The organism is Citrobacter sp. R4 (assembly GCF_026719175.1).
GTDB classification, from domain to species: domain Bacteria; phylum Pseudomonadota; class Gammaproteobacteria; order Enterobacterales; family Enterobacteriaceae; genus Citrobacter_A; species Citrobacter_A sedlakii.
The window spans coordinates 333,507-346,061 of record NZ_JAPPSU010000002.1 but is presented as its reverse complement, the minus strand read 5'-3'; the positions used below and the strand labels follow the sequence as shown (position 1 = coordinate 346,061).

The window sequence follows — 12,555 nt, the reverse complement described above, 5'->3', positions numbered from 1 at the left end:
GTTAAAGATGATAAGCCGTGATGGTGCGCACCGTTCCCGTCAGGGTGTCAAACACCTCCACGTCTGTTGTCTGAATGGGCATACCGGACGCGCGCAGGCGCTGAATATCGGCGGCGATACGCTGGATGCCCAGCCAGAAAAGTCCGTCGAGCGCGTTTACCGCCAGTCCGCTTTCCAGCGCCAGACGCAGACGATCTTCAGGCTGTTTTGTCTCGCTGGCCACCTGCTGATAGGGCGCGGTAGTAAGGGTTTGATCGTCCATACGGCGAATGCGGGAGGATAAGCGGTAGCGAAACGCGTCCGGGACGCGACTGAGATCGGCGCTGATGCTATAGACCTGCCCGCGACGCTTTTCATTGATCAGCACGCTTTTCTGGGTAAGCGAGAATTCTTTACGCAGCTTATCGATGAGCTGTGGTGTGCGGGTGAGCAATAAACGAAAGGGCAGTTCGAAGCTGGTGACGTAATCGACATTGAGCAACGCAATCCGGAGCCGTTCTTCAACGCCCGCCTGCTCCTGCTGACACTCTGCCAGAACGTCCTTCCACTGGCTGGCAATACGCGGCGATTCATTGATCTCGGTGAATTGATATTTCTCAATCAGATAATCGATACGCCTGGCCATGTTGCTTTCCTTCCTGTTCGCTACGCATCTCCCCGTGTGGCACAACATAGCATAGAGAAAGCCGCAGAATACAGCGACAAGTCCAGCAAAACGTGTTTAAGAACGCTTAAAAAAATTATTTTATTAATGATTTTTCAATCGGTTAGTTATATCACGCCAGTTAAGACTATTTAATTACGTTATCTGTGGTCCTCCGCATACAATTTGACCATGTCTCGCTAAAGGTGAATTTAACAAGGCAAAAAACTATTTTAATAATGAATTATTAATACGGCAATAAAACTATGGCTATATATATCATAAGCAACGATAATTACTTGCAGGAAGGAATCGTCTTATTAGCAAAAGATGCAGACATGGACATCATGATAGAGACCATACATCATTTGCCTGTTGACCAATTGACGTTTGACGATACGGTTATTTTACATCTACATCTGAATAATAAATGTTGTGCAAAGGATATTCCTCGGCTGAACAAGACATGCAAGCTTATGATTATTCAAAACGCGCAAAAAAATGCCTTAATTTGTGACGCGGATATGATCATCAACGCCAGAGAGTCGCTTTCGGCCCTGATGATGGCGATAACGCGCCTGGTGAACATGAAGAAAAGTAAAGCCATTAAAAATCATCTGCTTAACCGGGTAGAGAAGATTATCATTCGTGAGTCGCTGGAAGGAAAAGATATCAATCTGATCGCCAAATCGCTCTCGCTACCGCCTAAGCGGGTATATACCTATCGCAATATCGCCTGTAAAAAACTTGGCGGTAATAAAATTCACGATCTGTTATTAATCAAAGAAAATCTATTGGAAGAAGGTTTTTTGTTTTAATGGCGTCAGCCCTGTGTACAACAGGGCTGTGCCTGAGTGAGGCTATCGCGCGCAATAAAAGAGCGGGCGCTGACCAATGGTGAACAAAAAGCCATGAACGCCCTGGTTGAGAATGGAGTAGCTCACGTTTTTGTCCGGATAGACGTAAAAATCAGGCAGAATATCGGCCAGGAGTTCATCCGGTAAGGTTTCAATAATTTCAAATTTATTGATTCGGGTTGAGTGGAGGTGATACGAATCCTGGTTTTCATTCCAGTCGTATGCAACATCCCGGCGGATCCGGCCTTTGAGCTTACCGTCTTCTAAATAGGTTCCGCTGACCGCCACAATGCCATTTTTGTTGTCCAGCGAATACATATAGTTCAGCGTAATGTTCGCGCGGACGTTGTTATAAAATACCACCACAGAGGCAGAACATTCTTGTTTATTGTGATATCTGTACATAAACACGTTATATAACGCGCCGACGAGCATTCCGGCAGCTAAAAACACCGCGCTGATCGTTATTATTGTTTTTTTATTCACTTTCGACTCCTCGGAAAGAGAGAGTGATGCAACCTGCTACCGGAGATTTTACGTACTCCTTCCGGCAGACAAAGACCGACAGACCGGGGGAGGTTTTGGATACCGGGAAGTAAACCCAGGGGAACTTTTTGCAGTCGAGCCCTGAACTCAGGATCAGGGACTTAAATCGTGCATAATTGCTTTTATTGTCGTGGCTGTCGTCTTTGGTATAGAAACGGCAGCCCTGAACCTGCTCGACGAAAGCATAATCTTTAAAAAACGGTTTTGTGTCGGTCACATGCCAGAAAAAATGCACGCCGACCGCGCCAATGAGAAACGCTGCGGCGATGAGCAAAATGCTGGCGACGCGCGGCAATCTGGCTGTTTCTTTGGCCTGTACCGCGGGTGCGGATGCGGGTTCTGGCTCGTACGGCGCAACAGCTTCCGTTTTATCGTCAACGTCCAGTTCGTCTTCGCCTGCCAGCGTATCCACGGGCGCTTCTGCCATTTGATTCGCCGCGATGCGGGTGATTTTTACGCTTTTATCAATTTGAAAACCTTTACGCGGCACCGTGGCGACCAGAATACGATCTGTTTCCCCGACGGCGCGCAGGCCGCGACGAACGATAGAGATATTCTGGTAAAGGGTGTTCGCCGGAACCAGCATACCTTCATCTTCCCATACCTTCTTGAAGAACTCCTGCTGGGTAACCACGTCCGGAGACGCTTCGAGCAGCAAAAGCAGACAACGACTGGCGGGCGTTGTCAAAACCACGTTAAGTTCAGGATTTGACACTGAAATTAACTTTTTACTGTCGGGTCTGAATTCAATATTATCGTTGATTATCCAGTACATATATGTTCACGATGGGGGAAGTTAGACAGAAAGATACTTAAGTGTAGATAAAGTCTGAACATAGTATTACATATAAAATATGCGAATACAGTAGTAGGTATCATTTATGAAACTAATGTTTTTATCGCTGTTATTTACATATGTCTCTATTATATAAAGCAATTTATTAACATATGGGATATCCTTTCGTTTATACACATCCATTTCCCATCAGATTATCAACTGCATTTTCTTGACGGAATTGAAATTCTGTTTTAACCACGCGATTTAAGACAAGTTAAAAGGCAGCCAGCGAAGCCTGGGTTTAAAACAGGAATATTGATGAGTTTTTTTGATTGATTTTTGCCTTTTATGGCGAGTTTTTTGAATGAGTTGCCCGGGGGAGGCGGTCAAAATTAATCCGCCAGGGGAAAATTTCTTAATTCCCCTGAAATGTCAAATAAAGCATCTTAAATAATCTTATATTTAGATTTTTGTCTGGAAGGTGCTGTCTGTGGTGAGGACTTACTCATTCGAAAATTAGAGAGCAAGTAAGGCTATTTCGGCGCTATGCTTAGCAATAAGACGAATAACGAGGCAATGTCATGGATAAAGATCTTCAAGATGCGGGTTACCGTGTCTACACCGGCGAGAAAATTGATGTCTATTTTAATACGGCCCTCTGCCAACACTCGGGAAATTGCGTCCGCGGCAATAGCAGGCTTTTTAACCTGAAGCGTAAGCCGTGGATTATGCCTGACGAGGTGGATGTCCAGATCGTGACGCAGGTTATCGACACCTGTCCAAGCGGCGCGCTGCAATATCGCCATAAGTAGGGGGAAAGATGGAAATAATTGAGGGTCACAATAAATTTTATGTTAATGATGCGCAGGGTAACCAGGTCGCCGAAATTGTCTTTGTGCCGACTGGAGAGCATTTAAGCATTATCGAACACACCGATGTGGATGCCAGCCTGAAAGGGCAGGGCGTCGGGAAACAGTTGGTGGCAAAAGTCGTGGAGAAAATGCGCCGTGAGAACCGTAAGGTGATCCCACTTTGCCCGTTTGCGAAGCACGAGTTTGATAAGACGCGGGAGTATGACGATATACGCGCATGAGAGGGGCGCGGTTACGCAGTGATGGCAGGGCGCGTAACGGGCTAACCCGACCGGGGAGGTCTGTGCTACGGTGTTATCGTCGCGGGCTGCGTGTAGTTCCAGTGGTTACCCGCGTCGTTAATGATGTCATATGCCACAGGAGTACACGGGGGATTGCGCCCTGCGAGCGGAAGCGTCAGCGACGATCGCGGCGTTTGTTTTCTGAAAATTTTAATGAGCACCAGGCATGCGCTGATGCTCGTGTACAACGGTCAGGCCGTCTGGATAACGCCAAAATAGCCGTGGATCCCCATATACAGCCCGACCAGCGCTATCAGCGCGCTGGAAAAATAAGGCGCTTTTCTCACCAGCGTACCCATTCCGCTCCAGCGCTTGGCTACCTGATGGACGCTAATCGCAGCCCCTACGCCCACTGTTACCAGGGTTAAGGCCAGCCCAAGGCTAAAACTGAGTACCAGCGTCGCGCCGAGCGTAAATGCCTTAAGCTGAATACAAATCAGCAGAACGGTAATAGCCGCCGGACAAGGAATAAGCCCGCCGGTCAGACCAAACAGGATGATCTGCCCATTGCCGACGCTTTTGCCGTGAAAGCGTCGCTCAATGTCTCGGGCATGGGCTCGTTCATGGGCATCCTGGTATTCCTTCGACCCTGCCGTTAACCCTTCCAGCCCGGCGTGATCGTGATGATGGTCGTGATCGTGATGATGGTCGTGATCGTGATGATGGTCGTGATCATGTTGATGGTCATGATGATGGCGATCGTCAGCGTGCTGCATGTCGGCTAACCAACTGCGTTCACCGGACCACGTCCGCCAGAACATCCAGCCCGCGGTTGATAAAATGATGGCCGAGGAAATTAACTGAAGCCAGGGTTCAACGGCGGACGCGGTGAACGCTTTGCTGAGAGTCATGCCGCCGAGGGCAATAAGCCAGACGACCGCCGTGTGGGAAACCGTTGCCGCCAGTCCCAGCATGATGGCCTGTTTGACGGTTCCTTTAATGGCGACAATAAATGCCGCCATCATCGTTTTGGAGTGTCCCGGCTCCAGCCCGTGCAAAATGCCGAGGAGTATGGCGCTGGGAATAAAAAACCATGCGTTGCCTTGCTGAAGAAGCGTTGTGAATTCACCCATGATAATGATTCTTGGTTGACTGTTTTCGACGAATTCTACTCCCCCCCAGTACCAAATACTACCCCCCAGTAAATGCGTAATGCTATAATCTTCCTTGTTTTATGTTAAGGAGGTGTTGCTATGTCGCACACTATTCGTGATAAACAAAAGCTAAAAGCCCGTACCAGTAAAATCCAGGGGCAGGTGGTTGCGCTGAAGAAAATGCTTGATGAGCCGCACGAATGCGCTGCCGTACTCCAGCAGATTGCCGCAATTCGCGGGGCGGTAAATGGTTTAATGCGGGAAGTGATTAAAGGTCATCTCACAGAGCATATTGTGCATCAAAGCGAAGAAGAAAAGCGTGAGGCGGATCTGGACGTGATCCTCAAAGTACTGGACTCTTATATAAAATAGCCGGGAATCCCGTCCCGGCCCGTCATTCAGCCAAACACCGTGTGCTGATTTCGCTGAACAATATAACGTTCAATATGTTTATAGCCGCTGATCGTTTCCAGTGCCTGAAGCAGACAGATAACGCCTTTCGCATCGGCGTGTTGCCGCAGCGCTTCTTCGCAGAGGCGCCGGACCGAGGGCGGAAATGTCAGTTGCTGCAGCGCAGCCGTCAGTTCCTGATAAGCCCGTTCGCCATCCCCCCCATAAAGAAAAATAAGTACCGTGCTCAGCGCGCGCGTTTCTTCTTCGTAATAACTCACTGGTGACTCCCGTCCATTTTCTTCCCTGAGCCTGGACTCAATTACGTCTGTGCAAAGGTCCCGTTGTGCAATCACTCTCTTTCATCAGTACAGAATAGACATTTTTGTCTTCTGAAACGGAATGAGAGTGGATAAACAATGCGTTGATCCGTCCACCCATGCGTTTTTCGATGCGCTGTTTGTAGGCATATACGCTGCGAATATCCATATCAAGCGCCTGGGAAATCTGATGCGGCGTACTGCCCGCGACCATATGGCCCAGGATGGTGAATTCCATCTGCGTCAGGGTATTACCCTTAGTGAACGACAGATGACGCCCGATAAACACCTGACGGATTTTTTCATTCGCCACGTCCAGTCCATCATCATGATAAATGATGGCGGACACCGCAGGATGATATTTCCGCCAATAATTTGCCAGCGACTGCATATTTCTGTCGCTAACAAGGATAATGCCCATGCGGGTACTTGCCAGATATTCAATCCACTCTTTGTCCAAAAACAGGCGTAAAAAGCTGATCGAGAAATCGACAAAAATATACCCACTTAACCTGGCGTTGTGATTATTCGCTAAAATACCTTCAATAATGCCTTTATTAAAATAGACGCTTTCTTCAGGCCACATGCAAAAACAGGCATTGGCGCAATATTGTAAACGTGGCGATTTCTCTGGCATTATTTTACAGTGCAAAGTACAACTACTACATGTAAGCCTTTTTATTTTTTCATCCAGCCCCATATTGAGAGCCCCCCTATCCGTGATAATTTGATAATTTCATCCGTTTTAAAACATGTCAATACTCTACAAAATGTGTATTCGATAGAGTAAAAATCCTAAACTTACGTTATTGCTATTATTCCTAAAAAAACAATTTTTAGCTTTAGACATAAAAATGCGTTTAGTCTAATTCTGAGCGGTGTTATCCGGTTGCGTAAAAGACGTGCAAAAAGCCATCCAGGAATTTTGCTACATCCACCAGGAATAGTTATATTGCAAAAATGTTGGTTTTATAGCCGCAGATAGCATTTATCGTTAAAAGTTGAGCATCTGTTACAATGTCTGAAGCATTTGTTACATTGTGCTTGTGTTAAATTATAAAGCCTTGTTTATCAGTCTGTTTGTTTTTTAAACCTGAGGCTATGATATCGGGAGCTTCCGCATTACGCATCTAAAATGGTCTTAATTAAGAATTTGTGATCCAGTTAAAACTTAATGCTCTTGATTTATAACAATTTTACTGGAAATTGCATGATCGTGTTTGCACATCTATTATATATAGGGTGATCTCTTTTTAAGATTTTTGTAGCATGATATTCATCATGTAAATGCGAGTATGCACACGGTGCTTGAGAATTCCACACACACAATATGTTACACTATTAATAACCTGGTTGACTTTCACCCGGGTGACCGCTCCTTAACCAATAAAATCACAGAAAAAAGCGTCACGCTGCAAACACCCGCCTGTTTTATTCTTTTATATTTAATTGAAAATGAAGGGGCGGTTATCCCACAAAACCAACTCGTTGAAGTAGGTTGGGGAGAGAAGAACACAATCACGTCAATGAATACGCTATATCAGACGGTTTTAACGTTACGTAATGCTCTCGCGGAAGTGGGGCTTTCACGCGATCTGATTAAAACCATTGCTCGCCGCGGTATAATGATTTCAGCAAATGTTCATTGCACAGATGTTTCTCCTGCGGAAGGCGTGGGAAATGTTGACAGGGAATTACATGCAGAATCTCCCCCCGACAGAAAACGTTCCTTTTTTAAGCTTACATTCATTACCGGGACGCTTTTGGTGTCGACGCTACTGGCCAGCGTCGGGGTTTCGGTGGCGGTATTTACCCCGGCGGAATCCCTTTTTTCCGCTTATACACTTCTTGATGCAACCTCAATATCTTCGTGCACAGTGTTATTACATGGTAAGAGGGCATTAGATACACGGTATGTGCAGTTTATGGGGCGAAATAAAGATATTTGTCATCATCATAGTTTTGTTTTTATTTCAGGGATGAGCAAGGCGAAAAATATTGGCGCTATCGTTTGTCAAACGGATATTCGACTCGATCCCGCCGCGCAATGCACAACCTGGTACTCCATTCATAATGAAAACTAAAACGATCTCGCTGATGTTGGTTTTTCTCCTGGTTCTCGCGACCGGGGCGGCTTATTGGTACTCAGAACTGCGCCAGCCACATATTAACTGTAACGGGCGAGTGGTCTGGGAGGTGAATGATGAAATGTTCAAAGGGGATTTGGACTTTCAAATGCAGGGCGGAGAAGGGGTGGTGATTGTGACCGGCGAACTGGTGATGCACAACGATGCGCATTATAAAGTCAGCCGGATAGCCTATTTCACCTATCAGAATGTGCGCGACAATTACATTCTTCATACGAATAAACTGGTACGCTTTCCCACTGATGAGCTATTGCAGACCGCCGGGATCAGAGCGATGCCGCCCATTTACCTGACCGACGATACGACGTTTTCGCTGGTGATAAAGTCGTGGAAGGAAGGATGGGCGTTCTCCACTATCGGCGCGCCCTCGCTGCTGTGCAGTGATGAGGAATAACGGCCCTTGCGGGCCGTCTGAAGCTAGCCGAAAAACATGACCGACACGCAGAGCAGCCCGACAATCAGGGTGATCAGATTGCCCAGTGAGCGATGGGGTTTTAAAGCCGGGATGAGATATGTCGACAGGGTCGGCATGATAAACAGAATCATGGCGATCAGCGGTCCGCTAATGGCATAAATCATTGAGATCGCATTTGGGTTGATGCAGCAAATCACGAAGGTGATGGCGGAAACCAGAAGAATCGACAGCGCGCGGTTGAAGGCGCGGCTTTTCTTCACACCAACTTGCTGTAAACCGGTTCTGACCACTTCGGTCGCCCCTTCAATCACCCCAAAGTAGGTTCCCAGGAAAGACTTCGACATGGCCACCACGGCGACCACGATACCGGAAATCGACAGCCATGCGGGGGCATGGGGCATCATTGATAACGCCGAAAGGATCGTCACGCCTTCTGCTTTCGCCGCTTCTATATAGGAAGGGGGAATAGACAGCAGGCAACTAAAGACAAAGAACAGCACGCTCAGGCAGATGATCAGATACGCGACCTTCATGATTTTTTTGCATTTACCCATGGCCTGCTCGCCATATTTCTCACGTCTGTCGATGGCAAACGTCGAAATAATGGGCGTATGGCTAAAAGCGAAAACCATCACTGGAATGGAGATCCATACCTGATGCAGCGTGTGCTGATCAAACGCCATTTGTCCGGTGAGCAGCGAGGGCTGCCAACTGCCGATCAAATACAACGAGAGAAATAAAAAGTACGCGATAAGCGGGAAAACCAGAAATCCCATTACCCGAATCGTCGCATGACGGCCCATCAGGAAAATCAGGTTCAGGATAAGCACCACGCCAAAACTGACCGCCATCCGCACGCCGGTGTTAATGGCGATATGTTTGGCTAATTGTTCGGTCAGTGAGTTGGTAATGGCGACGGCATAGATCAACACCACGACAAAGAAAGCGATAAAGTACAGTGCGGTGATCAGGCTGCCGATCTTCTTACCGTAATAGTGCGTCACCGCGCCGGTAATGCCTTCGCCCGCGGACGTTTTTGAAGAGAGAATGAACTGACACAACGCTTTGTGCGGCCAGTATGTCAACGGCCAGGCGACCAGCGCGGTGATAAACAGAACAATCGCCCCTGCCGAACCGAGCTGGATAGGCAGAAACAATGTTCCAGCGCCCACGGCCGTACCATATAAGGCGAAGCTCCAGAGCGTTTCTTCTTTTGACCAAATTTTCGACATTATTTGAACGTATCAACTATAAATTAAACAAAAAGAAGCGCAATTTACCATAAATGGGCGTAATGAGTGAGCAGAGAAGGGAAGGGGGTATGGCGGCAGAAACTGCCGGAAGCGCAAGGATCCCGGCAATTCAGTGAATAATCAGGCAGTAACGCGCTGCTGGCGACGCTTCACAATCCGCGCGCGCAGGGTGTCATACATCCAGTTGTACAACATGGTATAGGGCAGGAAGAACAGGAAGAAACCGATTTCGAGTGTAAACGCCTGTAGCAGGCTGACGCGCAGAACATACGCGACGATGCTCACGCCGATCACAATAAATCCGCACTCAAAACCCAGCGCGTGGAGCGCCCGCACTCTGGCTGTGCGTTTGAGCAGATGCGCGGGCCAGACGCGATCAAACAAAGCGTTATAAATGATATTCCAGATCATCGCCGTGGTCGCCAGCAGGATCGTCAATCCTCCCATTTCCAGCACCGAACGCTGCATTAACCATGCGGCTGTGGGCGCGAGGATCGCCGTGGCGATCCCCTCAAAACAGACGGCGTGAAAAACGCGCTCCAGTAGCGATCTGCGTTGAATATCGTTGTGTTGCATACTTCACCTTTTGAAAAACGCCCGGAACAGGGAATGGCGAGCATTTTATCGTTTAATGTGATATCTAAAAGATAGAATCCATCGATAAAGTAGATAGTTCATGCGTTATTCCCCTGAAGCACTGACCGCGTTTGTCGAGACGGTTGCCTGCGGATCGTTTTCCGCGGCGGCGCGCAGGCTGCGCAAAAGTCAGTCCACCGTCAGTACAGCGATTGCACATCTTGAGGCCGATCTTGGCATTACGTTGTTCGATCGCACCTCGCGCCAGCCGGTACTTACCGAAGAAGGTAAGAAAGTGCTCGGCTACGTTCAGGCTATCTTGTCCGCCAGCGATCGGCTGGATGAGGTGGCGCTGTCGCTGGCAGGCAAGACTGAAGCGCGCCTGACGTTTGTTCTCTCGGATACCCTGCATCCGGACGTTCTCGAAGCGTTGATGGCGCAGTTTGACCGCCAGTTTCCTCATACGGAATTTGAGTGTCTGATTGGTGAAGATGTCGACGTTATCGACCTGTTGCAAAAAGAACGGGCGCAGGTCGGTTTGACGGAAGCGAAGGATCATTATCCTACCGACATTGGTGCGACCCGCCTGCCGATGCAAACCTGGATGGGCCTTTACGTCGCCGCCTCACATCCCCTGGCCGGTGAGGAAAAAGTTGAGTGGGACAGGTTGCATACCTGGCGCGAGCTGCGGCTTAACACGTATCTGGATAATGGCGCCCAGCTTGCCCGTGGTCCGGTGTGGTCCGCGCCAAACTATTTGTTGTTGCTCAGTATGGCTGTGCAGGGGTTTGGCTGGTGCGCGCTACCTTGTGCGCTTGTTGAAGAGTTTGCGGCGGAAAAACCGCTGGTGCAGTTGGATGTGCCCGGCTGGCCCAGGGCAATCTCAATCGATCTGCTCTGGAATAAAAAATCTCCGCCTGGCGCGGCTGGAAGCTGGTTGAGATACCATCTCCAGCAGGGTGGTATGGGGGAGTGAAGGCGCAGAAGGATTTCCTTTGTGATAAAACTCACCTTTTTTAAACAATCAAGATAACTATTTTTAACAATCCTCTACTATTGCGGTGTTCTTTTGCGCAGAGGTCGTAATGAAAGAGGTTGTGATCGTAGGGGCGTTACGCACGCCCATTGGTTGCTTTCAGGGAACGCTGGCGCGTCATTCTGCCGTGGAGCTTGGCAGTATGGTGGTTCGGGCGTTGATCGACAGCAGCGGCGTAAATGCGCATGCCGTTGATGAAGTGATCCTCGGCCAGGTGCTTACCGCAGGGGCTGGGCAAAACCCGGCGCGTCAGTCGGCAATTAAAGGCGGGCTGCCGAACACGGTTTCTGCTATCACGATTAACGACGTCTGCGGCTCCGGGCTGAAGGCGCTGCATCTGGCGACACAGGCGATCCAGTGCGGTGAAGCCGACATTGTGATTGCTGGTGGACAGGAGAATATGAGCCGGGCGCCGCATGTACTCACCGACAGCCGAACGGGCGCGCAACTTGGCAACAGCCAACTGGTGGACAGCCTGGTGCATGATGGTTTGTGGGATGCGTTCAATGATTATCATATGGGCGTCACCGCCGAAAATCTGGCGCGGGAATACGGTATCAGCCGTGAATTGCAGGACGCTTATGCGCTCAGCTCACAACAAAAGGCGCGCGCGGCGATCGACGCCGGGCGTTTTAAAGCCGAGATCGTGCCGGTGGTAACGCAGCGTAACGGGCAAAACGTGGTTGTCGATACCGACGAACAGCCGCGAACCGACGCCAGCGCAGAAGGGTTGGCGAGGCTCGATCCGGCTTTTGATTTACGTGGTTCCGTGACCGCCGGCAACGCTTCATCGATCAATGATGGGGCGGCGGCGGTGATGATGATGAGCGAAGCAAAAGCTCAGGCGTTAAACTTACCGGTACTGGCGCGTATACGTGCGTTCGCCAGCGTTGGCGTAGACCCTGCGCTGATGGGGATTGCGCCGGTCTATGCCACTCGCCGCTGTCTTGAGCGGGTCGGCTGGCAACTGGCCGATGTGGATTTAATCGAAGCGAACGAAGCGTTTGCGGCGCAGGCGCTTTCCGTCGGGAAAATGCTGGAATGGGATGAGCGGCGGGTTAACGTCAACGGAGGAGCGATTGCGCTGGGGCATCCTATCGGCGCGTCCGGCTGCCGGATTCTGGTGTCGCTGGTCCATGAGATGGTCAAGCGGAACGCCCGGAAAGGCCTGGCGACCCTGTGCATTGGCGGTGGGCAAGGCGTCGCGTTAGCTATTGAGCGCGATTAACGATTAATTTCATTTCTTTTCCCTTTTTTATATTAATCCCTTTAATGCCGTTATATAAAATGTGACGGCATTCACGCGCATTGTTTTGAAATAAGTAAAATCCTATCCGTAAACATCTG

At 49.1% G+C, this 12,555-nt stretch carries 16 protein-coding genes; 8 read left to right on the top strand and 8 right to left on the bottom strand.

The genetic code is table 11. The features are described from left to right. Position 1: 1 nt before the first annotated feature. Positions 2-625 carry a helix-turn-helix domain-containing protein gene (locus OOJ60_RS07175; RefSeq protein ID WP_200035452.1) on the bottom strand — a complete coding sequence of 208 codons (624 nt, stop codon included), beginning with the start codon at positions 623-625 and terminating at the stop codon, positions 2-4. A 284-nt stretch (positions 626-909) separates the two neighbouring features. Here OOJ60_RS07175 and OOJ60_RS07170 point away from each other — a divergent pair, with 284 nt between their 5' ends. Continuing rightward, positions 910-1,461 carry a hypothetical protein gene (locus tag OOJ60_RS07170; protein ID WP_042289006.1) on the top strand — a complete coding sequence of 184 codons (552 nt, stop codon included), beginning with the start codon at positions 910-912 and terminating at the stop codon, positions 1,459-1,461. 42 nt (positions 1,462-1,503) lie between these two features. Here the strand turns inward: OOJ60_RS07170 and OOJ60_RS07165 are convergent, their stop codons facing one another. Next, a complete protein-coding gene (locus OOJ60_RS07165) occupies positions 1,504-1,986 on the bottom strand; it encodes a hypothetical protein (protein ID WP_072197074.1) in 483 nt (160 codons plus the stop codon). Next, complete coding sequence (locus tag OOJ60_RS07160) at positions 1,979-2,821, bottom strand: winged helix-turn-helix domain-containing protein (protein ID WP_205612311.1); 843 nt, start codon at positions 2,819-2,821, stop codon at positions 1,979-1,981. Before OOJ60_RS07160 ends, OOJ60_RS07165 begins: the two co-directional genes overlap by 8 nt. Positions 2,822-3,405: 584 nt before the next feature. Between OOJ60_RS07160 and yjdI the strand changes: the two genes are divergently transcribed. Together yjdI and OOJ60_RS07150 are read left to right on the top strand one after the other, a co-directional pair. Continuing rightward, positions 3,406-3,636 (top strand): 4Fe-4S mono-cluster protein YjdI, encoded by a 231-nt coding sequence (yjdI, locus tag OOJ60_RS07155; protein WP_042288998.1) that lies wholly within the window; start codon positions 3,406-3,408, stop codon positions 3,634-3,636. Positions 3,637-3,644: 8 nt separating this feature from the next. After that, positions 3,645-3,917, top strand: coding sequence for a GNAT family N-acetyltransferase (locus OOJ60_RS07150; RefSeq protein WP_042288994.1), 273 nt, complete (start codon positions 3,645-3,647; stop codon positions 3,915-3,917). A gap of 251 nt (positions 3,918-4,168) precedes the next feature. On the opposite strand, the gene OOJ60_RS07145 is transcribed toward OOJ60_RS07150, so the two are convergent. Continuing rightward, positions 4,169-5,050: a nickel/cobalt efflux protein RcnA gene (locus tag OOJ60_RS07145; protein ID WP_205612310.1), complete on the bottom strand. Its 882-nt coding sequence runs from the start codon at positions 5,048-5,050 to the stop codon at positions 4,169-4,171. Between the two features lie 120 nt (positions 5,051-5,170). On the opposite strand from OOJ60_RS07145, the gene rcnR reads away from it, so the two are divergent. After that, positions 5,171-5,443 carry a Ni(II)/Co(II)-binding transcriptional repressor RcnR gene (gene rcnR, locus OOJ60_RS07140; protein WP_042288990.1) on the top strand — a complete coding sequence of 91 codons (273 nt, stop codon included), beginning with the start codon at positions 5,171-5,173 and terminating at the stop codon, positions 5,441-5,443. Positions 5,444-5,469: 26 nt separating this feature from the next. Here the strand turns inward: rcnR and OOJ60_RS07135 are convergent, their stop codons facing one another. After that, entirely contained in the window at positions 5,470-5,742 is a 273-nt protein-coding gene (locus tag OOJ60_RS07135) for a hypothetical protein (RefSeq protein ID WP_042288986.1), read from the bottom strand. 37 nt (positions 5,743-5,779) lie between these two features. Beyond that, positions 5,780-6,481, bottom strand: a complete 702-nt coding sequence (locus tag OOJ60_RS07130) for a helix-turn-helix transcriptional regulator (protein ID WP_042288985.1) — start codon at positions 6,479-6,481, stop codon at positions 5,780-5,782. 595 nt (positions 6,482-7,076) lie between these two features. On the opposite strand from OOJ60_RS07130, the gene OOJ60_RS07125 reads away from it, so the two are divergent. Both OOJ60_RS07125 and OOJ60_RS07120 read left to right on the top strand, forming a co-directional pair. Further along, positions 7,077-7,865, top strand: coding sequence for a winged helix-turn-helix domain-containing protein (locus OOJ60_RS07125; protein ID WP_205612309.1), 789 nt, complete (start codon positions 7,077-7,079; stop codon positions 7,863-7,865). Further along, entirely contained in the window at positions 7,855-8,322 is a 468-nt protein-coding gene (locus OOJ60_RS07120) for a hypothetical protein (RefSeq protein ID WP_205612308.1), read from the top strand. The genes OOJ60_RS07125 and OOJ60_RS07120 overlap by 11 nt, the downstream gene beginning before the upstream one ends. 23 nt (positions 8,323-8,345) lie before the next feature. Here the strand turns inward: OOJ60_RS07120 and OOJ60_RS07115 are convergent, their stop codons facing one another. Both OOJ60_RS07115 and OOJ60_RS07110 read right to left on the bottom strand, forming a co-directional pair. After that, positions 8,346-9,575: an amino acid permease gene (locus OOJ60_RS07115; protein ID WP_205612307.1), complete on the bottom strand. Its 1,230-nt coding sequence runs from the start codon at positions 9,573-9,575 to the stop codon at positions 8,346-8,348. Positions 9,576-9,716: 141 nt separating this feature from the next. Next, positions 9,717-10,172: a multidrug/biocide efflux PACE transporter gene (locus OOJ60_RS07110; protein ID WP_042288976.1), complete on the bottom strand. Its 456-nt coding sequence runs from the start codon at positions 10,170-10,172 to the stop codon at positions 9,717-9,719. A gap of 100 nt (positions 10,173-10,272) precedes the next feature. Between OOJ60_RS07110 and OOJ60_RS07105 the strand changes: the two genes are divergently transcribed. Beyond that, positions 10,273-11,148 (top strand): LysR family transcriptional regulator, encoded by an 876-nt coding sequence (locus OOJ60_RS07105; RefSeq protein WP_042288975.1) that lies wholly within the window; start codon positions 10,273-10,275, stop codon positions 11,146-11,148. Between the two features lie 109 nt (positions 11,149-11,257). Then, the gene (locus OOJ60_RS07100; RefSeq protein WP_205612306.1) at positions 11,258-12,436 is read left to right on the top strand and encodes an acetyl-CoA C-acetyltransferase; all 1,179 of its coding nucleotides are present in this window, start codon (positions 11,258-11,260) and stop codon (positions 12,434-12,436) included. Positions 12,437-12,555: the final 119 nt, after the last annotated feature.